The 21169-nt window shown below is 62.9% G+C and carries 18 protein-coding genes; 15 read left to right on the top strand and 3 right to left on the bottom strand.

Annotation, left to right across the window (positions count from 1 at the left end; all coding sequences use genetic code 11):
• The first annotated feature begins 1 nt into the window (after nucleotide 1).
• From RKE50_RS10510 to RKE50_RS10485, 6 genes are all read left to right on the top strand, one after another.
• Complete coding sequence (locus RKE50_RS10510) at nucleotides 2-1270, top strand: amine dehydrogenase large subunit (protein WP_350036356.1); 1269 nt, start codon at nucleotides 2-4, stop codon at nucleotides 1268-1270.
• Nucleotides 1267-1791 (top strand): methylamine dehydrogenase light chain, encoded by a 525-nt coding sequence (locus RKE50_RS10505; protein ID WP_350036355.1) that lies wholly within the window; start codon nucleotides 1267-1269, stop codon nucleotides 1789-1791. Before RKE50_RS10510 ends, RKE50_RS10505 begins: the two co-directional genes overlap by 4 nt.
• A gap of 10 nt (nucleotides 1792-1801) precedes the next feature.
• Nucleotides 1802-2308, top strand: a complete 507-nt coding sequence (locus RKE50_RS10500; RefSeq protein WP_350036354.1) for a c-type cytochrome — start codon at nucleotides 1802-1804, stop codon at nucleotides 2306-2308.
• Nucleotides 2305-2847: a MauE/DoxX family redox-associated membrane protein gene (locus tag RKE50_RS10495; RefSeq protein ID WP_350036353.1), complete on the top strand. Its 543-nt coding sequence runs from the start codon at nucleotides 2305-2307 to the stop codon at nucleotides 2845-2847. The genes RKE50_RS10500 and RKE50_RS10495 overlap by 4 nt, the downstream gene beginning before the upstream one ends.
• Nucleotides 2844-3452 carry a thioredoxin domain-containing protein gene (locus RKE50_RS10490; protein ID WP_350036351.1) on the top strand — a complete coding sequence of 203 codons (609 nt, stop codon included), beginning with the start codon at nucleotides 2844-2846 and terminating at the stop codon, nucleotides 3450-3452. The genes RKE50_RS10495 and RKE50_RS10490 overlap by 4 nt, the downstream gene beginning before the upstream one ends.
• Nucleotides 3453-3567: 115 nt before the next feature.
• Nucleotides 3568-5937: a CaiB/BaiF CoA-transferase family protein gene (locus RKE50_RS10485; protein WP_350036350.1), complete on the top strand. Its 2370-nt coding sequence runs from the start codon at nucleotides 3568-3570 to the stop codon at nucleotides 5935-5937.
• A 29-nt stretch (nucleotides 5938-5966) separates the two neighbouring features.
• Here the strand turns inward: RKE50_RS10485 and RKE50_RS10480 are convergent, their stop codons facing one another.
• Both RKE50_RS10480 and RKE50_RS10475 read right to left on the bottom strand, forming a co-directional pair.
• Entirely contained in the window at nucleotides 5967-7127 is a 1161-nt protein-coding gene (locus RKE50_RS10480) for an acyl-CoA dehydrogenase family protein (RefSeq protein ID WP_350036349.1), read from the bottom strand.
• 37 nt (nucleotides 7128-7164) lie between these two features.
• Nucleotides 7165-8274 carry an acyl-CoA dehydrogenase family protein gene (locus RKE50_RS10475; RefSeq protein ID WP_350036348.1) on the bottom strand — a complete coding sequence of 370 codons (1110 nt, stop codon included), beginning with the start codon at nucleotides 8272-8274 and terminating at the stop codon, nucleotides 7165-7167.
• A 276-nt stretch (nucleotides 8275-8550) separates the two neighbouring features.
• Here RKE50_RS10475 and RKE50_RS10470 point away from each other — a divergent pair, with 276 nt between their 5' ends.
• A complete protein-coding gene (locus RKE50_RS10470) occupies nucleotides 8551-9774 on the top strand; it encodes an FAS1-like dehydratase domain-containing protein (protein WP_350036347.1) in 1224 nt (407 codons plus the stop codon).
• A gap of 203 nt (nucleotides 9775-9977) precedes the next feature.
• On the opposite strand, the gene RKE50_RS10465 is transcribed toward RKE50_RS10470, so the two are convergent.
• Nucleotides 9978-10898 carry an alpha/beta hydrolase gene (locus tag RKE50_RS10465; RefSeq protein WP_350036346.1) on the bottom strand — a complete coding sequence of 307 codons (921 nt, stop codon included), beginning with the start codon at nucleotides 10896-10898 and terminating at the stop codon, nucleotides 9978-9980.
• Nucleotides 10899-11055: 157 nt separating this feature from the next.
• On the opposite strand from RKE50_RS10465, the gene RKE50_RS10460 reads away from it, so the two are divergent.
• The 8 genes from RKE50_RS10460 to RKE50_RS10425 all read left to right on the top strand — a co-directional run bounded on the left by RKE50_RS10460 (nucleotide 11056) and on the right by RKE50_RS10425 (nucleotide 21118).
• Nucleotides 11056-12387, top strand: a complete 1332-nt coding sequence (locus RKE50_RS10460; protein ID WP_350036345.1) for an acetyl-CoA hydrolase/transferase family protein — start codon at nucleotides 11056-11058, stop codon at nucleotides 12385-12387.
• Between the two features lie 42 nt (nucleotides 12388-12429).
• Complete coding sequence (locus RKE50_RS10455) at nucleotides 12430-13851, top strand: aldehyde dehydrogenase family protein (RefSeq protein ID WP_350036344.1); 1422 nt, start codon at nucleotides 12430-12432, stop codon at nucleotides 13849-13851.
• Between the two features lie 354 nt (nucleotides 13852-14205).
• Nucleotides 14206-15024, top strand: coding sequence for an enoyl-CoA hydratase-related protein (locus RKE50_RS10450; protein ID WP_350036343.1), 819 nt, complete (start codon nucleotides 14206-14208; stop codon nucleotides 15022-15024).
• Nucleotides 15025-15099: 75 nt separating this feature from the next.
• Complete coding sequence (locus RKE50_RS10445) at nucleotides 15100-15936, top strand: enoyl-CoA hydratase-related protein (protein ID WP_350036342.1); 837 nt, start codon at nucleotides 15100-15102, stop codon at nucleotides 15934-15936.
• 111 nt (nucleotides 15937-16047) lie between these two features.
• Nucleotides 16048-17304, top strand: a complete 1257-nt coding sequence (locus RKE50_RS10440; protein WP_350036341.1) for an acyl-CoA dehydrogenase family protein — start codon at nucleotides 16048-16050, stop codon at nucleotides 17302-17304.
• A 145-nt stretch (nucleotides 17305-17449) separates the two neighbouring features.
• The gene (locus RKE50_RS10435) at nucleotides 17450-17869 is read left to right on the top strand and encodes a c-type cytochrome (RefSeq protein WP_350036340.1); all 420 of its coding nucleotides are present in this window, start codon (nucleotides 17450-17452) and stop codon (nucleotides 17867-17869) included.
• A 114-nt stretch (nucleotides 17870-17983) separates the two neighbouring features.
• Nucleotides 17984-19969 (top strand): outer membrane protein assembly factor BamB family protein, encoded by a 1986-nt coding sequence (locus tag RKE50_RS10430; RefSeq protein WP_350036339.1) that lies wholly within the window; start codon nucleotides 17984-17986, stop codon nucleotides 19967-19969.
• A 45-nt stretch (nucleotides 19970-20014) separates the two neighbouring features.
• The gene (locus RKE50_RS10425) at nucleotides 20015-21118 is read left to right on the top strand and encodes an acyl-CoA dehydrogenase family protein (RefSeq protein ID WP_350036338.1); all 1104 of its coding nucleotides are present in this window, start codon (nucleotides 20015-20017) and stop codon (nucleotides 21116-21118) included.
• Nucleotides 21119-21169: the final 51 nt, after the last annotated feature.

Below are 21169 nucleotides of genomic sequence, written 5' to 3'. Positions count from 1 at the left end.
CATGCGTAAACCTATCTCCAAGTGGCTATCGGGCGGCTGTTTTTCCCTGCTGCTTCTCCTGGGGCTGAACGGATTGTCGCTGCCTCTGAGCGACGAAGCGGTCGCGGCGCCATCCTCTCAGAACAAGGAACTCGGGAAAGTATCCCCGCACTGGGTGCTCTATTTCATTTTCGAGCCATCGCCCAGCAACAGTAAGTACATCCTGTTCGACGCCGATACGGCCGAGGTCAAAGCCTGGCTCTCCACCGGCTACATTCCCTCCCTCGAAGTATCGCCCGACGGCGGTGAAATGATTGTCGCCGACACCTGGTCCGAGGGACCGGAGCGCCTGCGTGCCGACTACGTCAGCTTCTACGACAGCGAGGATTACAGCTTCAGCGGGGCGATCGAAATGCCCGAGAACCGCCGGGCGATGATGGCGCCGCAGTTCCGCACCGCGGTAGTCGGCGATGGCGAACTGTTCCTGATGTTCACGTTCCCCAACAACGGCATCACCGTCATCGATACCGGGGAGCGGCGCATCATCAACGAGATTGATACCCCCGGATGCTCCCTGCTCTATCCCACGGGCGAGCGTGGGGTTTCGATGATTTGCGGCGACGGTAGCCTCCTGACACTCCACCTCGACGCAGACGGAAAAGTCGTGAAGCGTAGCACCAGCGAACCCTTTTTCGACCCCGATGCTGACCCCGTCATGGAAAACGCTGCGGTTGTCGGGGGCACTTATTACTTTTCCAGCTATGGCGGAGATGTCTACGAGGTGGACCTGTCCGGCGAAGAGCCCGAATTCCATGAGCCCTGGTCGATGGTGGATTGCTGCCGTGATGAGCCGCTGGCCGGTGGGGAGGCCGGTGCATGGAACATCGGGGGCGTTCAGTACCTGACGGCCCACCCCGATCGCGGGGAGCTGTACGCACTGATGCACCAGCCATCTGTCAGCGGCCCCTGGGACCATTCGTTCCCCGGCAATGAGGCGTGGGTTTACGATCTGGCCTCGAAGAAAAGGATCCGGCGTATTCCGCTCGAAGGGTACATGAACACGCTGTACGTCACGACCGATGCCGAGCCGCTCCTCGTGACCAGTGGGTCTGCGCTGCTCGACGCGGGCACGGAGGACGAGGCAGTCGATGCCCATGCGCGCGACGTCATCCCGTCCGCATCCGTGCTCCAGGTGTACGACGCCGTAGAGGGCACCTATCTTCGCAAGATGGACCAGGTGGGTATCACCTATTACGTTCAGGCAGCGCCCGGTAACGGAGGCAGGCAATGAAAGACATGCAAAGGCTGGATCAGCTGACGGACCGGTTCTCCCGGGGTCTTGCCCGGCGTGGCTCGCGCCGCGACTTCCTGGCTAAGCTGGGCGTTTGGCTCGCCGGTGCGGCCGTAGCCCCGGTCCTGCTGCCGGTTGCGCGTGTCAATGCGCGAACGGACGACGCGCCGGTTCCGGAAGAAGGGGATCCGAATGACTGCAGCTACTGGCGCTATTGTGCCCAAGGTGGCCCGCTCTGCAGCTGCTGCGGTGGGTCCTACAACCAGTGCCCGCCGGGTACCGAGATGTCCAAGATGGCCTGGATAGGAACCTGTCATAACCCGGCGGACGGCAAGCATTATCTCATCGCCTACAACGATTGCTGCGGCAAGAGTGTCTGTCAGCGCTGCACCTGCTACCGCTTCGAGCGGGAGCAGCCGGTGTATCGTGCGTCGCAGGCCAATGACGTTCACTGGTGCCAGGCCAACGACAGTTCAGAAGTTGCCTGCACCCTGGCTATTGTCCTGGGTCCGGCCGATTAGGAGCTGCCCGATGGTCCGCGGGGGTGTTCCTGGCTGGTGTCTGCCGCTTCTTCTGCTGGCGCTGTCACCGGCTCTTGCTCAGCCGGAATACGCTGAGAAACCCCGTTACAGCGCCCGTACAAACTACATGCTGTACTGCCAGGGTTGCCACGGGGCCGATGGCGTCGGCCTGGCGGCGAGGCTGATCCCTCCGCTGGCCGATGCGATGGGTTATTTTCTTCACGTCGATGGCGGCCGCGAGTACCTGGTCCAGGTGCCCGGTGCCGCCCACGCTCCTATCAATGACGGGGAACTGGCGGAGGTCATTAACTATGCGCTGCGCCGCTTCAATGCCGGAAAGCTGCCGGATGGCTTCACGCCCTACACGCAGGAGGAAGTGGCACGCTCCCGTGGTTCGCAGGCTGACGTGGCGAGCATCCGGCGGCAGCTGGTCGCTGAGATAGAAAGCCGGCTGAGGGTGCAGATGTGGACGAAGGAGGAGCCGCGCGTTGATCTGGCGAGTGTCGGCGCCCCATGACGGCCTCCCTGGCAGCCATTGCAGTTCTGGCCAGCCGCGGATTGATCACGGTGGTGTTCGGGGTCGCAGCCGCTCATAAGGTCCGGTCAGTGGGCCGCTTTGTTGCAGTACTCGGGGCCTATCGGATCCTGCCGGCGTTCTTGCTGCGGCCCGTTTCCCTGCTACTGATCGCTGCGGAAGGCTTCGTCGCCCTGGGGGTGTGGTTTGATGGCTCGCGGACTGTGGCCGTTGCGCTTGCCCTTGCGCTGCTCACGAGCTACGCGGGTGCGATCGGGCTGAATCTGAAGCGGGGTCGTCGTGATATCGACTGCGGGTGCTCCTTCGGAGGCGCTGGCGAGCGTCTGTCACCGCTCTTGCTGGTGCGCAATGCTGCACTCGTACTGCTCGCAATCCCCGCGGTATTTCCCACCCGGAGCCCGCTGGAGCCGGCGACGCTGGCGAGTGCTTTCCTTGTCACGCTCTGTTTACTCTTCTGCTATCAGCTGCTTAGCGCGTTGCGCGCCAATCAGTCGGCGATAGCGAGCCTGGAGAAGTCATGAATGAACTGATGATTGTGGCGATCGTTGTCCTGTACATTGCCGTCATTGCCCTCGCCATCGCCGTCGTGGCGCTGGGCAGGCAGATCGGGGTGCTGCTTGAGCGCGTTGCGCCTGCCGGTGCCTTGATGACCGGAAAGTCGCTGAATCCCGGTGAGACGGCGCCGGAGATGGATCTCTACACGCTGCAGGGTGATGTCGTGCACGTGGGCGGTGTCCGCGAGGATCAGCGCAGCAGTCTCGTCTTCTTCCTGTCTCCGAGTTGCCCGATGTGCGATGTCCTGGCCCCGGCGGTACGAAGCCTGGCCCACGATGAGCGTGCCTGGCTGGATGTCATCCTGGCCAGTGACGGCGATGAGGCGGACCACGAAGGTTACGTCCAGCGCAAGAAGTTGAGCGATCTTCCCTATGTCGTCTCGCGGGAACTCGGTCTGCGTTTCCGGGTGGGTCAGCTGCCACACGCGGTCCTCGTCAGCAGTGACGGTACCGTGGCTGCCGCGGGCCTCATCAACAGTCGCGAACATCTGGACAGTCTGATCGAGGCGAAACAGCGCGGAGTGGCATCCTTGCAGGAATACCTCGAGCGCAAGACACAGCAAAGCGCCTGACACCGTCATAGCGGCTCGCCGGTCCGGGCGCAGCGCCCCGCCGGGGAGCCCGCGAGAGGCTGGAGCCAATCATCTAAGGGGGAGCGCGACGTTCATGGGCCCGAGCAGAGACGCAATGTTACCCGCCTACCGCGTACTGGACTTAACCGACGATCGCGGTGATCTCGCTGGTTACCTGCTGGCGCAGCTGGGAGCCGATGTCGTTGCGGTCGAGCCGTTGGAGGGTCAGCGTTCCCGACGGCTGGGGCCCTTTCTCAAGGATCGGGAAGGCGACGACAGCTCCGTGGGCCACCGGGCCTACAACGCGGGCAAGCGCTCCGTGGTGGTCGAGGGCCAGGCGGAGCTGGAGATGCTGGCGGCAGATGCGGATGTTCTGATCGAGTGCGGGGCGTTCCCCGTGGACCTTGCCCGTCTGCGCGAACTGAACCCCGCGTTGATCACGGTGTCCATCTCGGCCTTTGGTCAGACCGGTCCCAAGGCCGGCTGGGCAGCCACAGACCTCATCATCGGCGCTGCGGCCGGTGTAATCGCCCTTACCGGGGATGCCGATCGCGCGCCGATACGCGTTGGCGTTTCCCAGACCTGGCGCTTCGCGGCCACGGACGCCGCCTGTGCAGCGCTGCTCGCCCTGTGGGAGCGCCACCAGTCAGGGCGGGGACAACACGCAGATATTTCAGCGCAGCAGTCCTACGTTTGTGCGACGCAATACCAGTGCATGGCTGCGCTGGTCGGCCGGGAGCCCAGCCAGAGGATCGCCGGTGGCCTGCGTATCGGGGGGCTGACGGTTCGCGTCGTGTATCCGTGTAGCGACGGCCATGTCTCCGTTGGGTTTCTCACCGGTCCGCTCTTCGGCGCCTACGCGGAGCGCATGTTTGCCTGGATTCATGAAGAGGGTTGCTGCAGCAAGGAGCTGGCGGAAGCCAAGTGGACGGCCATGGGGCTGCTGAGTGACGACCCGGAGGTTCTCCGCCTGGTGCGTGAAGGTGATGAGGCCATTGCACGTTTCTGCGCGACCCGGAGCAAGGCGGTGCTGTTGCAGGGGTCGATTGATCGGCGTCTTCTCTTTGCGCCCATCATGACGCCGCGGGACCTGCTCGCGCTGGAACACCTGGCGGTGCGCGAGTGGTGGCGGGAAACGGACGGCCTGCGCTGTGCGGGGCCGTTTGTTCGGGCAGAGGCTTCACCGCTGCAGGCCGGAGGCCATGCACCGCGCCTCGGTGAGACTGCGCTGGAGGAGCTGCGCGCAGCTGGCGCAGAAAGGCCTTCGCTCCCGCCTGTCACTGCCACGGAGGACCTGCCGTTGGCGGGTTTGAAGGTAATTGATCTGACCTGGGTTTTTGCCGGGCCGGCAACGACGAGGGTACTGGCGGATTTCGGGGCCACGGTGGTGCACATCGAGTCGCAACACAGGCCCGATACGATTCGCGGTGCGACCCCGCACATCGGCGAGCCGGGCAATCCGGAGAATTCCCTCTGCTGGCATTCGCTGAACGCGGGGAAGCTGGGCTTTACACTGAACCTCGCCAACCCCCTGTCGAGGGACGTCTTTCTGGACCTGGTGAAGTGGGCCGACGTGGTCGTGGAATCGTTTTCGCCGGGCGCCATGGACAGGCTCGGCATCGGCTATTCGACACTGCGCGCGGTGAATCCCCGGATCATCATGCTGTCCAGTTCCCTGATGGGGCAGAACGGGCCGATGAGCAAGTTCGCGGGCTTTGGCATGTCGGCAGCTGCGATCGCCGGCTTCTACTCGCTGGCCGGGTGGCCTGACCAGGGGCCGAGTGGTCCCTACGGGGCGTACACGGATTATCCCTCGCCGCGCTTCGCGGTCGCCGCGCTGATGGGTGCCCTCGAGCGCCGGCGGCGGACGGGAGAGGGCCAGTATCTCGACTTCGCCCAGCTGGAGGGTGCGGTCCAATTGATCGCCCCGGAGCTTCTCGATGCGTCAGCGAATAACGTGGAGCCGGAGCTGCGCGGCAATCAGGACCCCACCATGGCACCGCACGGTGTTTATCCGGTGGTCGGTGATGACCAGTGGGTAGCGATTGCCTGTGAGACCGACGCGCATTGGGCGATGCTGGCAAAAGCACTGGGGCGCGATGATCTGAGCGGGCTCGGGGTGGACGCGCGACTCGCGCGCCGGGCCGAACTGGACGAGGTGATTGCGTCCTGGAGCGGGGAGCGCGAGGGCGAGGCCGTAGAGTCCGAGCTGCAGGCGCTTTCAGTGCCGGCGCATCGCGTGCAGTACGCCGGGGATGTGGTCGCGGACCCTCAGTTGAAGCATCGCGAACACTTTACCCAGGTCCCTCACCCGCTTCACGGCAAGACCTGGGCAGAGCGCTCTCCGATCCGCCTGTCCCGCACGCCGGGTTCTCCGAAATGGGCCGGTCCCACCTTCGGTGAGCATATGCAGCAGGTGCTGGAGCTGCTGGGCTATGACGACGAGCGCACGGCGGAGCTGGTTGCTGCCGGCGCGCTGGAGTAGGCGGCAAGGGCCAGGCCGCCGGGTCTGCGTCAGGGAAGCTCTGCGGAGGAGTACCCGAGGATGTCCCGCGCGATAATAAGCCGCTGAATCTCCCCGGTCCCCCCGTAGAGATCGGTAATCCGCGCGTCGCGAAACCACTTTTCCACCAGGTATTCACGCGACAGTCCCAGGCCGCCAAGTAAAGCCAGGCAGCGCTGCGTGGCGGTTCTCGCGACCTCACCCGCCTTCGCCTTGGCGATGGAGGTAGGACGGGCTTTCCATTCATTTCCGCCGGAAACCCATGCCGCGTGGAGCAGTCCGAGGGTCGCTGCCTCGATATCAGCTTCTATCTCGATGAGTTCCTGCTGCACAGCGCTGCGACCCTGCTTGCCTACGCCCCACACGATCTCGATACCCTCTTCCTTGAGTTTTTCGCGGGTAAAGTCGAGAGCCGCGGACGCGATGCCGACTCCGGCAACGCCCACGACCGGGCGATTACGATTGAGCGCAGTCATGATAGCCCTGAAGCCGGCGGCGGAATCATCGCAGGCACCGAGCAAATGGTCACCGGGGACGCGCACGTTGTTCAGGAGCAGGGTGGCAGTATCGTCTGCGCGGATACCCATTTTTTTCTCGCGATGCGAAACCTCGAAGCCGGGCATGCCTTTCATCACCACGAAGGGCTTGATGCCCTTGTAGCCCAGGTTCTTGTCAACGGTCGCTGCTACCACGACACCCTCCGCCCTGCAGCCGGCGGTCACAAAGATTTTTTCGCCGTTCAGTACCCACTCGTCGCCGTCCCTGACTGCCGTCGTCTGGATGGACTTCGGGTCCGAACCGCATCCGGGTTCTGTCATGGCAATGGCCAGCGTGCAGCGCTGCCAGCGCGCCCGTTGTTCGTCGGTGCCCGCGGCTGTCAGTACGCCGTTTCCCAGACCTTCGCCAATGCGCTTCATCAGGACGCCGTAGTCGCCCCAGGCCTGGATCGCCGAAACCAGCACGTGCAGAACATGGCGGGGCGTATCGATGCCTTCCTCGAACTCGACGTCCTTGTAGGGGCTGCGAAAGTTCACGACCTCCGGGAGTGCATCGGGGGGCAGCTCATTTTCATTGTCGTCGTAGTACCTGGCGTAACGGCGCACGACCCGTGACTGTTCCCGCATCGCGTCCAGGATGCGTTCGTCGTTTTCGCTGAGTGAAAAGTCCACCATCGTCAGAGGCTCCGTGGAGAGGACAGGCCGTCCCGGGTCATACGATACCCACGCCGTCGAGTATGGTCAGGGCGCGCATGTTCCGGTACCACATTTCCATGGGGTAGTCGCGGATATAGCCGTGACCCCCGAGTATCTGAACACCCTTGTCCGCAATCTCCATGCTTTTGCGCCGAACATAATCGCTGGCGAGCGTCGCCATCCGGCTGGCATCTCGCCGCTGTTCCAGCTCACTCGCCGCTTTCCACACGAGATGGCGCATGGCGTTCACTTCGACCTCCATGTCCGCCAGCATGAAAGCGATGGCCTGCTTCTGTGCGATAGGGCGGCCTGAGACGAGGCGGTCCTTGGCGTAGGCAGTGGCATACTCGAGGACGGTGCGCGATGCGCCCACTGCGAAAGCCGCGCCGGCCACCCGGCACAGGTTGATCAGCCTAGCGCCGTCGATACCGTTCTCCCCGCCAAGCCGGGCCTCGGAAGCTACTTCCACGCCGTCGAGCTCGAGCGCCGCGGTGGGCAGGGCCTGGAGGCCAAGGGTTTTCTCCGGTTCCGGCGCGCACTCAAGGCCTTTGCTGTCGCGGGGGACAACGAAGGCCTCGAGACCTTCAAGGCCGCTTTCTTCCAGGCGCGCGATCACCAGAATGTGGCTCGCACGGTCGCCGAGGGGCACGAAGCGCTTGCTTCCCGTAAGCCGGTAGCCGCCGGGTGCCGGAGCCGCGACCGTTCTCAGCGCGGCGGCATCGAAGCCGAAATGCGCCTCGTGAAGTGCCATGGATGCGGCGTGAAAGCCGGGCTCGCTGAACATCGGCAGCAGTTGCTCTTTCTGCGCCTCGGTACCGAACTCGAGCACAGGGATCGCGAACAGGGCCGGCGCTACGGCGGCGAGGCCAAGGGAGCTGTCTCCGGCCCCGAGTTCTTCGGCAAGCAGCGTGTTGGTCACCGGTGACCGGTCGCTTCCCCCACCCCCGAAGCTTTCGGGCATGACGCCGGCCACCAGCCCGAGGTCCGCGACGGTGGCGAGCAATTCGTCGGGCAGGCGGCTTGCCTCGTCGCAGGCCCTGGCAACCTCACGAAGTTCGGTCTGTGCGAATTTGCGCACCGTCTCGCGCAACAGCCGCTGCTCGTCCGTCAAAGCGAATGAAATCATGGGTTCAAGCCCTGCACGCAAGGTCCGCGGGCCGCGTCGACGATCCCGGCGCAGCTTGGCGCGGGCCGGTGAAGGGAAGGGGCTGACGGTGTCCCGAGGGACCTGGAATGGCCTGACATGCTAGTAGACAATACCAAAAAACCTCTTATTTAATATTAAAAAAGTACTATAAGGTGTCTACACAAAGAAAAGATAGCCGGAGAATAGCAAAAACCGGATAAATATGTATAGTTTGTTGATGCAGTTGTCCACCAGATGAATAAGGGGGGTTGAAGTATGAGTTCGAAAGAAGGGGATGCGCCGCAGTTCGACACCGGTGATATCGACCGGTGGGTCGGCATACCGCTGGGCGGCAGCAATATGAAGGATCCCGTTCACGTCAACGACATTCGCCGTTGGGCGAAGGCCATGCAGAATCCGAACCCGCTGTACTACGATGAAAAGTACGCTGCCGACAGCCGCTTCGGCCGGATAGTGGCGCCCCAGTCTTTCACTCCGGCCTGCAGCGATAGCGGCGGTGGGGTTGCGCCCGCAATCCAGGGGCGCATTCCCGGAACGCACCTCCTGTTTGCGGGCGACGAGTACTGGTTCTACGGGCCCAGGATTTTTCCCGGCGACAAGATCAGGCAGGATCGCATGCTGTACGACTATAAGGTGACGGAAACGGGCTTTGCCGGTCCCAGCATGTTCACCCGGGGCGACACCACTTACATCAATAACCGCGGGGAGATCATTGCCAAGCAGCGGGCCTCAGCGATCCGCTACAACGTCGAGAGTGCCCTGGCACGGGGCCAGTACGAGCAGGAGGACGAGCCGGAGTGGACGCGGGAGACTCTCCATCAGTACGAACGGGAGAAGGACCTCTGGATCATGGGCTTTCGGGAGCTTGGCCATGGGCGTCGGCTGTCCGTCGAGAAGGGCGAGAAGCTGCCGCGCAGGCCCATAGGTCCGCACTCGGTTGAGAGCATGATCCTCGAATGGTTCGCGACGCTGGCGATGCCCTACGGTGCTTTCGAGCCCGAGGGGCTCGGCTGGGAATCTACGGAGGGCGAGAGCTGGGACAAGGAGGCGGGCTGGCTGCCGGAGCTCGCCCGGGATGCGGAGGGTGCAAAGCTGGATCCGGCCCGAGGCGATCCGGTTTTGTACGGGCCGGCAAAGGGGCATCAGTCAGAGGGTCTTGCCGCGAAGGTCGGTATGCCGCGCGGCTATGGTTTCGGTGCGATGATGACCGGCTGGATGATCGACTACGTCGCCAACTGGGTCGGCGAGTGGGGCGAGCTGGTTTACTGCAAGTCCACCTTGCGCGCTCCGACCCTGACCGGGGACATGGCGTTTCTGGATGGGGAGGTGTCCGCGATACTGGAGGATCATCCGAGGGGGCTTGGCCGACCGCTCGCCCTGGTGCAGGTGACCATGACCGACCAGAATGAAAAAGTCCTGGCGACGTTCAAGACGGAAGTCCGGCTCCCGACCGAGGCGATGCCGGCACCGATTGCCTAGCCACGGCTGCTCCGGGTTCAGCACACGCGGGCTCAGGCCCGGGCGCCGTAATGGGCCCGGGCCGCCGCCGCCCGTTTCGCACCCATTCTCCTTGGTCTCATCAGGCCGGCCTTTCGTCCGGCTATCAGTCTCTTTTGCCGGGCCCCCTCACGGGTTGCCTGACTGATCGGGCAGTCGTCGGTCCGGGGGTGGTCGGTGGCCGCTCACTCGCCATCGAGGTGATGGCGTACGAACTCGCCGATCCGCTCGATGGCGCGCTGTCCTTCCTCGAGTTCGTTTGCGTACAGCTGGAACACGTGAATCATCTCGTCCCACAGTTCCAGGGTTACCTCGATCCCCTGTCCCCTCGCGGTTTCGGCGAAGGCGCGTGCGTCATCGAGCAGAACTTCGTATTCGCCGACCTGTATGAGGATGGGGGGGAGTGCGCTGAGGTCCGCATGAAGCGGCGCCACGGCGGGGTCGCGCGGGCTCACTTTGCCCGCGAGGTAGACATCGGCCATGCCGCGAATGCCGCTGCGGCTGACCAGCGGATCATACTGTTTCTGCGTGTCGTAGGACTCGCCGGTGGCTTCAAGGTCGATGCAGGGGGATAGCAGTGCGGCGGCCGCCGGCATCGGAAGGCCCGCCCGCTCCAGGGACAGCAGGGTTGTCAGCACCAGTCCGCCGCCGGCGGAGTCTCCGAGCATGACGATGTTTGAAGGCGCGATGCCCTGGCTGAGGAGCCAGCGGTAGGCGGCTTGAGCGTCCTCCAGCGCCGCCGGATAGGGATGCTCCGGGGCCAGGCGGTAATCGATACCCAGCGCCCTGCAGTGGCTTGCGCGGGCGAGGCCCGCGATCAGGTCCCAGTGGGAGGCTACGGAGCCCAGCATGTAGCCACCGCCATGGAGGTAGAGCAGGGCGCTGTCGGGGCGGGCGTTTTCCGTCCAGATCCAGGTTGCCGGCACACCATTGGCATCGATGTCTTCCGAGTCCGCCTTCTGATGCCTCTCGGTGAACAGCGCCTCCCAGTCTTCGCGAATCGCCTCGACCGGTGTATCGGCCCCCCAGCGCCGGCAGGTATCGAGAAGGATTCTCCGGAGCCGGTCAACATCCTGGCGGCCGGTTTTCTTGAACTCGTGCTTCATGGCCTCGCAAGCCCTGTCTGGGCGCAGAAAGTCTGTCGGTTACCTATTCTTACCATAGTCTATATAGTATATTCATGTATCTGATAATGCTGGATGACGCACTTTCGCCAGCAAAAGGTATATAAAAAATATCATAAAGCTCCCCGGAGGCAGATTTATGGATTGGCGAGACCTCTGTAAACATAAGCTGACCACTGCCGAGGAGGCGGTAAAGCTGGTGCGGTCGGGTGACACCGTGAGCGTTGCGACCTACGCCTCCACGCCCCTGACGCTGTGTGATGCGCTGTTCGAGCGAGGTCGCGCGGGTGAACTCACCGGCGTTCGGGTCGATCATCCGGCGCCGTTGTATAACTGGGCCGATCCCGCGGCCAACGGCGCTTTCGACCTGCGCGCCTGCTATCTCACGCCCCAGATCCGTGAGGCGTGCAATAGCGGTGCGGTGGGCTACATCCCTGTAGGCATCTGGAAGAGTTATGAAGTGCCCGCGGGTTTCGAGCTGGAGCCCGACGTGTTCATGGTGCCGGTGTCGCCTCCCGACGCCAAGGGCTACTGCAGTTTCGGTAGCGGCGTGTGGATGTCCGGCCCGCTGTCCCGCAATGCGAAGAAGATCATCTGCGAGGTCCGCGAGGACTTCATCCGGACCTACGGCGAGAACTACATACACCTCGATCAGATCGACGTCATGGTGGAGGCCACCCCGCCTGCCGCAGGGCAGGCCGCTCCGGCGGCTTTGAACAGCGAAGAGGAGGTTGCAGCGACCGAGGTGATCTGCTCCCTGGTGGCATCAGAGCTTGTGAATGACGGCGATACGATCCAGATCGGCGTTGGCACGGTGTCCTCCGCCATGGGGCTGTTCCTGGCCGGCAAGCGTGATCTGGGTATCCATACCGAGGTGCTGACCGGGGGCATCGTGGACCTGGTCAAGCAGGGCGTCGTCACCGGCAGGTACAAGAAACTGCACCCCTACAAGGTGGTGGCGACCGGGGTGGCCGCCCTGCCGCAGGAAGAGCTCAATGAAATTCATGAAAACCCGGTCTTCGAGCTCTATGACTTCGGTTACACGGATGATCTGCGCATCGTGTCCCAGCTGGAGAACTTCGTGGCGATCAACAACGCGCTGCTCGTGGATCTCACCGGGCAGGTGACCGCGGAATCTCTGGATCACCGCACCTACTCCGGGGTTGGCGGGCAGTCGGTATTCATGATCGCCGCGTCCTATTCGAACGGTGGCAAGTCGGTGAGCGTTCTGCCGTCGAGCTCCGTCCCGTCTTCAACGGGACAGCGGGTATCCCGGATCGTGCCCGTATTGCCGACCGGCTGCAGCGTGACCGTTCCGCGAACGTTCGTCGATTATGTGGTCACGGAGTACGGCATCGCCGAGCTGCGAGGGAAGTCGATACAGGAGCGCGCGCGGGCTCTGGTGGCTATCGCGCACCCGGAGATGCGCCCGGAGTTGGAGCGCAAGGCGGCCGAGCTCTACCATGCGTAAGGGCTGTTCACGCACCGGCAGGAAAGGGATAGGGGGGCGCTGATGCGAGAGCACTTGGATTTCTACATCGACGGGCAGTGGGTCCGCCCCGAGGCCCCGGACACGCTCGACGTGCTGAATCCCGCGACGGAAGAAGTCGCCGGGAGGATCAGCCTCGGGGGCCAGGCTGATGTCGACCGGGCGGTCGCCGCTGCACGCTGGGCATTTGAAAGCTTCAGCCTGACGTCGCGTGCGGAGCGACTCGAGCTGCTGGCCTCCTGCAGCGAGGCCTACGGGCGACACTACCAGGATATCGCCGACGCGATTCGTGAGGAGATGGGGGCGCCGCAGGAGGTGGCGGTCGGCCTGCAGGCCTACTGCGGGCAGGCTATCCTCGATGAGACCCGCAAGGTGCTCGAGGCCTTCGAGTTCGAGAGCCCGCACGGAAACCACGCGGTGCTCAGGGAGCCAATCGGGGTCTGCGGCCTGATCACGCCCTGGAACTGGCCCGTGAACCAGGTGGCTGCCAAGGTGGCGCCTGCTTTGGCCGCAGGTTGTACGGTGGTGCTCAAGCCCAGCGAGCTGGCCCCCCTGTCCGCTTGCGTTTTCGCCCAGGCGATGCATGAAGCGGGTGTCCCCGCCGGCGTCTTCAATCTCGTCAACGGCGACGGGCGCGGCGTTGGCAGCATGCTCAGCGCCCATGAAGGAATCGACATGATTTCCTTCACCGGATCGACGCGTGCAGGTGTCCTGATCGCCAGGAGTGCCGCAGAAGCGGTGAAACGCGTTGCCCTGGAGCTGGGCGGGAAATCGCCCTTCCTGGTTCTGGACGGCGCTGATCTCGATGCGGCGGTGACGCAGTGCGTCGGCGGAATCATGTTCAACACGGGGCAATCCTGCGCCGCGCCGTCGCGCCTGCTGGTGCCGCGGTCGAAACTGCAGGCGGCGGAAGCGGTGGCAAAGGCTGTAGCAGAAAGCGTTGTCGTGGGTGATCCGCGCGCGGAAGGGGTGACCATGGGGCCTGCTGCCTCGGCCGCGCAGTACGACAAGGTTCAGAGGCTGATCCAGCGGGGGATCGACGAGGGGGCCAGGCTGGTAACCGGTGGTCCCGGTAAGCCGCCGGGCTGTTCTGTCGGCTACTTTTTGAAGCCGACGGTCTTTTCCGATGTCGACAACTCGATGGACATAGCGCGGGAGGAGATCTTCGGCCCCGTCCTGGCCATCATTCCCTACGACGACGTGGAGCAGGCCGTTGCCATCGCCAACGACACCGCCTACGGGCTGGCCGCCTACGTGCACGGAGAAGCGGATGAAGCCCGCCGAGTTGCGCGGCGCCTGCGGGCAGGGAGCGTGTATCTCAACGGTGAGGTGGCGGGTTTCGACCTTCCCTTCGGCGGGTACAAGCAGTCCGGGAACGGCAGGGAGTTCGGGGCCTACGGGTTGGAAGAATACCTCGAACTGAAAACGGTCAAAGGCTTTTACTGATTGTCGTGCGTCTGCCCACCGGTCTGTGGCTGCAGCCATGAGGTCCTTGGGGTAGTAAAAACACGAAGAGTGCCTGGGCGCTCTCCGCGCGCGCCGCGCCACGACGGAAAAGATATTGTAAAAGAATCACAAAAGAAATACTTTAAATACCTTATGTCGATAAAAGCGGATACAATTGATAAATATCCGAAATACATATATAAAAGGTAATTAAACGGGGTGCGGGAGTCCTCTACATGATGCTGCAGCCGCCAGCGCTGGTATGGCGCGGTTCAGTTAGCGGTGGCCAGGTGCAGTGCAAGACTTCCGGTCCAGAAAGAACAAGTACGCAACGATCGCAGGGGGACATCCAGCATGCCAGGTAACGCTTTCTACGAGCACGAGATGAAGCAGGAGAACTACGACGCCATCAAGATCGAGAAGCATCCCAACGGTGTTGTCGTGGCCACGCTCAACAAGCCGGAAAAACTGAACGCCGTGGATCCCAACATGCATCTGGAGGTTCTCGCCCTGGCGCGCGACCTGGACGAAGACCCGGAGGCCAAGGTCATGGTGCTCACCGGCGCAGGGCGCGCGTTCTGCGCCGGCGGTGATTTCTCACCCGGCCAGGCGCGGTTCTCCGGCGACCGGATCTGGCGCCAGGCCCGCCAGTTCTTCGACGATTACCTGGATTGCGAAAAGCCGATCATCTCGGCGATCAATGGGCCTGCGATGGGCCTCGGTCTCATGATCGCCTTGCTGGCGGACGTGGTCTATGCGGCACGCAGCGCCACGATGGGCGATACGCACACGCAGATCGGCGTGGGTTGCGGCGACGGCTCGCAGGTCATCTGGCCCATGGTCATGGGGCCCTACAAGGCCAAGTACTACCTGATGACCGGCGAGACCTTTTCTGCGGAAACTGCCGAAGAGCTGGGCCTTGTAACCTTTGTCGTCGATGACGATGAGCTGATGGACAGGGCGATGGAACTGGCCAACCGCCTGGCGGAAGGTCCCAGCATGGCGATCTCGGCCTCGAAGATGGCCCTGAACAAGCAGATCAAGGCCGTGGCAAACCAGGTGCTGCCCTATTCCCTGCTGCTGCAGAAGTTCACGCTCTACAACTCGGAGGATGCAGCTGAAGCGATGGATGCCTTCCGCAACAAGCGTCAGCCGCAGTGGAAGGGCAAGTGAGTCTGTCGACCCTGAGCTCCGGATCCCTTCTTCCGGGGAGTTTTTTGCGGCTGCAATAGCGTCCGCGAGGTTCTTATGCCGGGTAACAAATTCTACGAGCAGCGGATTGATCAGCAGAACTACGATCACATCCTGCTCGACAAAAGGCCGAACGGTGTTCTTGTGGCCACCCTGAACCGACCGGAGCGACTGAACGCGGTCAATCCTCCCATGCATCACGAGATTGTCAGTCTCGCCAGGGAGTTCGACGAAGATCCCACGGTCAAGGTCCTCCTGCTGACCGGGGCGGGAAAGTCGTTCTGTTCCGGCGGAGATTTTTCCGAGGGCAGTCCCGATGATATTCCGGCCAGCCGCGGGCGCGATCCGCGTGCGCCGTTCCGGGAGGGTCGTCGACTCATTGATGACTACATGGACTGTGAGAAGCCGATCATCACCGCAGTGAAGGGGTATGCAATGGGTATGGGGGCCACCATCGCATTGCTCGGCGATATTGTGATTGCGGGGCGCAGCGCGGTGTTTGCCGATACCCATACCCGCATGGGCATTGCCGCCGGCGATGGAGGGCAGGTGCTCTGGCCCCCTGCCATCGGCCCCTATTGGGCACGCTACTTCATGATGACCGGGGAAAAGGTCACGGCCGACCTGGCAGACCGCCTCGGGCTGGTCAGCATGGTGGTCGAGGACGACGACCTGCATGACAGGGCGCTCGAAGTGGCCAATCGGCTCGCCGAGGGTCCAAGCATGGCGATCATCGCTTCGAAGCTGGGGGTAAACCGGTATCTCAAGGATATCGCCATCAAGACCAATGCCTACGGGATAGCGCTAGAGGAACTGACTTTCCATTCGGAGGATGCCTCGGAGGCGATGAGCGCATTCCAGGAAAAACGGCCGCCAAGGTTCAGGGGCCGGTGAACAAGACGGCTCGCCGTGACGTGACGCCGGGCCGTCGATCAGGTGGCGCCACGTCGCCAGGCATTGAGCGCCTGCGGCAGCCGTCTACGATGATTGCAGAGCGAACAGCGCATGGACTTTGAGGATACACCTGAAGAAGCGGAGTTCCGCAGGAAAGCCCACGAATGGCTGGCGGCGAATGCGCGGGTCAGACAGGGCGCCCCGGAGGCCTTCGATGAGGATGAGCTGTCCTCGCTGGAAGCAAGCAAGGCCTGGCAGGCGCTGAAAGCCGACGCGGGGTGGGCCTGTCTCGGTTGGCCGAAAGAGTATGGAGGGCAGGGCGCAACGCCTGTGCAGAGCCTGATCTGGACGCAGGAGCAGGACAAGTTCCATGTCCCGCCCAATGTCTTTCATATCGGCCACGCCCAGGCGGGGCCGACGATCATTCGCTACGGGACGGCAGAGCAAAAGGCGCAGTGGCTTCCCGGCATGATCAGGGGTGAGCACGTGTGGTGCCAGTTGTTCAGTGAACCTGATGCAGGGTCTGACCTCGCCGCGGTGCGCACCCGGGCGCGGCTGGATTCAGACGGAACCTGGCGGGTCAATGGGCAGAAGACCTGGACCTCCGGGGCGCAGGTCGCTGACTGGGCGATCCTGCTGGCCAGAACAGACCCGAATGTGCCCAAGCATCAGGGTTTGACGTACTTCGTCGTGGATATGAAGGCCCCCGGTATCGAGGTCCGCCCCGTGAAGCAGATCTGGGACGACTCGGATTTCTGCGAGGTATTCCTCAATGATGTGCCTGTACCCGACGAACACCGGATCGGGCCCGTGGGTAGCGGCTGGTCCGTCGCAATGACGACGCTGAATTTTGAGCGCGGGGCTGTTTCCGCGAGCACCCCGGGACCCGCAGGCGAAAAGCTCCCCTGTGCAGACGACCTGCTTTCGCTTGCGAAAAACGTCGTGGCAGACGCCACTTCGCGCGGTGCCCCGCGGGATGCAGCGCTCGAGCAGAAGATCGCCGATCTCTACGTCACGTGGAAGGGTCTCGAGTTCACCGCCTACCGGATGATGACGGCTATCCATCACGGAGAGGAGCCGGGCGGCGAAAGCGTGATCGGCAAGCTGATCGAGGGCCGTCTCCAGCAACAGGCCGGTGCCCTGGCCCTGGACCTGCTCGTGGAAGGCGGTCACCTCGCCGACGAAAAACAGCTGGCCGCCTTCCGGCGCTGGGAGCACAGCTACCTCGTCGCTCCTGCCATTCGTATCGCGGGAGGCACCGACGAAATCATGAAGAACATCATCGCGGAGAGAATTCTCGGGCTGCCACCCGAGCCGCGCACGGACAAGAATCTTGCGTTTTCCGAGTTGAAGAGCGCAATCAGATGATCGCTCCGTCGGCGAAGGGTCTGTCCCCGGTCCGCCGCAGGCTCTGTTCAGTCGGCCTGACGCAGGGTCTACGCAGCGCGACCTTGCACCGGCGGCGATCGATGAAAAGAGGTAAGGAACAGTGAGACTTCTACGATGTTTCCCGGTGGCTGCAGCACTGCTTGTCTTGCAGCTGTCGGGATTGTCGATGCACGGCCAGTCCGCAGAGGCCGCGAAGGTATCCATCTGGTCCGGTCTTTACAGCATTGAGCAGGCCGAATATGGCCGGCAGGAATACATGGACAAATGCAGTAACTGCCACGCAGATAACCTGGTGGGAATGTTTCCGGCGCCCCCGCTCCGGGGGGCCGGGTTCGTGACCCGCTGGAATGGCAAGAGCGTGAGAGACATCTATAGCCGCATACGTTCCACGATGCCAGCCGATGAACCGGGCACGTTGAGCAGAAAGGAAACTTTCGCAATCACCGCATTCCTTTTCCAGGAGAATGGGTTCCCCGCCGGCGAGAACGAATTGACGGGCAAGCCTAAAGAACTGCAGCAGATGATGATATCGCTGGAGAAATGAATGATCGAAAAGGCGAGGGGGTAGCAGCAGATGAATACTGGCATGTTCGGTCGGGCTGACAAGCGGGGGTCCGGCGTTCGAAAAGAATGTCGGGGCGCTGCCCTCGCTGCGGCTATGACTTTCTGCAGTGCGATGATGGTGGGCGCTGCGGAAGTCGAAGGGGAGTGGCGCTTCTATTCAGGGCACCAGAACGGTAACAAGTACTCGCCGCTGGACCAGATTAACGCGGGGAACGTAAATCGCCTGCAGATCGCCTGGCAGCGTCCCGGTGTGGATCCGGACCTGCTGGAAGAGGAGCCCGATATAAACCCCGTTTCCAACTTCTACTCGACGCCGCTGATGATCGACGGTGTGCTCTACAGCTCGAATGCGCTGGGGCTGGTAGAGGCGATGGACCCGGGTACGGGCGAGACCCTCTGGGTGCAGGAGCCTGTTTACAAGGGGTTCCGCGGGCTTGCCGGCTTCCCCACCCGCGGCGTTGCTTACTGGAGCGACGGCAAGAAGCGCCGCATTATCGTGGCGCGCGGTGAATTCCTGCTATCGGTCGATGCTGAGGACGGTCGTCTCGATCGGAATTTCGGCGATGGTGGAAAGGTCAGTCTGGCGCGCCCGGGGCCGGGCGGTCCGTTGCCGGACGCGGGGACCTCCGGCCCCATCGTTGCCGGTGACGTGATCGTTATCGGCGGTGGCCGCGCTGACGATATTGCGGTGCGCAAGGGCGTCGCCTCAGAGGATATCAGGGCCTTCGACGTAAGGAGCGGTGAGCCACTGTGGACCTTTCACGTGCTGCCGCGTCCCGGCGAGTTTGGCTACGACACCTGGGAAGATGGCTCCGCAAAGCTCGGCGGCGGTATGGGGGCATGGGCACCGCTGACAGCTGATGAAGAGCTGGGCTACGTCTACGTTGCCACCGGATCGCCTTTTGCCAGCTTCTATGGCGGCCAGCGACCCGGGCAGAACCTCTTCGCCAACAGCATCCTCTGCCTGGATGCGAAGACGGGGGAGCGTATCTGGCATTACCAGCTGGTTCACCACGACCTCTGGGACTACGATCTCTCGTCGCAGCCCGTGCTCGGCGACCTCACGGTCGACGGCAAGGCCATCAAGGCCGTGATGGTGCCCACCAAGCACGGGTTCCTGTTCACCTTTGATCGGGTGACCGGCGAGCCGGTATGGCCCATCGAGGAGCGTCCGGTACCGGCCTCTACGACCCCAGGTGAGGTCGCCTGGCCCACGCAGCCGTTCCCGACCAAGCCCGCACCCTTCGACCGGCAGGGGTTCACGGAGGACGACCTGATCGACTTCACGCCCGAGCTCCGGGCCGAAGCGCTGGAAATCGTCAAGCCCTACCTGATGGGGCCGCTCTTCACCCCGCCTTCCGTCGAGGCCCCGGGTCACGGCAAGGGAACGCTAGTCCTGCCGGGGGCGCTGGGTGGTGCCAGCTGGACCGGTGGGGCCTTCGATCCGGAGACGCAGTTTTTCTACGTTTATGCTCACACCCATCCCTGGATCAAGAGCCTCGTTCGTCCCCCGCCGTTGGTAGATTCATTGACCATGTACGCCCACGGGCCGTCAGAGCTGCTGGAAAGTTCGCTGGAGTTTACGGAAATCGACGGGGTGGAAGATCTCCTGGACACCATGGATCGACAGGTAGACGAGGGAGATGCCTACCTGATCTACGGACCGGATGGTCTTCCGCTGGTCAAGCCGCCCTATGGCCGCATAACGGCCTTCGATATGAACACTGGTGACACCGTCTGGATGGCGGCCAATGGCGACGGCCCGCGCGACCACCCACGGCTGAAGGACCTCGACCTGCCGCCCCTGGGCAACGGCGGACGCCCGGCACCGCTGCTGACAAAGAGCCTGCTGTTCATTGGTGAGGGCGCTTCTATCCAGTTCTCGACACCGCGTGGCGGGGGCGGTAACAAGTTTCGGGCGTACGACAAGGAGACCGGCGCTGTTGTCTGGGAAACGGAGCTCGCTGCCGGTACTACGGGTGCCCCCATGACCTACATGCACGATGGCAAGCAGTTCATCCTGGTCGCGGTGGGCGAGAAGGGGGAGTTCCCCCAATGGGTCGCGCTGTCCCTGCCGTGATCGTGCAGGACGGAGCGAGCTGACTCTTTAGCACGGAGATTTGCTTTGAACCTGGATTTTTCAGAGGAGCAGAAGCAGCTCAGGGATACGGTCAGAGCCTATCTGTCCGACCATGCACCGATGGAGCGGGCGAGGACCGTGCTGGAGTCCGGAACCGGGATCGACCGAGAACTCTGGACTGTCGCCGGCGAGATGGGCTGGCTTGGCGTCACCATACCCGAGGCGTATGGCGGATGCGGCTTCGGCAGTCTCGAGCTTGCGGTCGTTGCTGAAGAGCTGGGCCGCGCTATCTCGCCCGTGCCGGTGTCATCTTCGATCTACCTCGCCTGTGAGGCGATTCTCCGTGGTGGTTCCGAGGAGCAGCAGGAGCGCTACCTTCCGAAGCTGGCCAGTGGTGAACTTATCGGCACATTCGCCCTGGCTGAGGCCGGTGGAGTGACGGCGCCGGCCACGATGCAGGCGACGCTGCGCGATGGCCGCCTGTACGGCACCAAGGTGAACGTGCCGGATGGTCTCATCGCCGACTTCGCCACCTTCGTCGCCCGCGATGAATCCGGTGAGGTGTGTGTCGGGATCGTTGACTTTGATCAGCCAGCCGTCAGCAGGCATGCGTTGCCTGTATTTGATCGGACAAAACCGGCTGCCACCGTCGAGTTTTCCGGGGCGTCCGTTGATCTGATGAAGCCCGCTGCGGGCGGCGAGGATTTCGTTGCCGACCTGCTGGATCACGGCGTCCTTTTTACCGCCTTTGAACAGTTGGGCGGTGCGCAGGCTTGCCTCGAAATGGCGCGGGACTATTCCCTCGAGCGCTTCGCATTCGGTCGGCCGATCGGCTCTTACCAGGCAATGAAGCACCGCATGGCCGACATGTTCGTCAAGACGGAGATCGCCCGCTCAAACTGCTACTACGGCGCCTGGGCGGTTTCCTCCGCGAAGGAAGAGATGCCCATCGCTGCGTGTGTTGCCAGGATCAGTGCCAGTGACGCCTTTGAGTTCTGTGCACAGGAAAACCTGCACGTGCACGGCGGGGTTGGGTGCACCTGGGAGTACGACTGTCACCTCTACCTGCGTAGAGCCAAAGCGCTGGAACAGTCTTTCGGAAGATCAGGCGGTTGGAAAGAGCGATTGGCCAGCCGGCTCCTCTATTGAATGGCAGAGCCGTGGGCGCCCGGCAGCATAAGCGCCGCTCGTCCTTCAGAA

Source organism: Pseudohaliea sp., from assembly GCF_040217025.1.
GTDB lineage: Bacteria > Pseudomonadota > Gammaproteobacteria > Pseudomonadales > Halieaceae > Pseudohaliea.
Note: the sequence above shows the minus strand (reverse complement) of the source record. Positions and strands in the feature narration are given on the sequence as shown.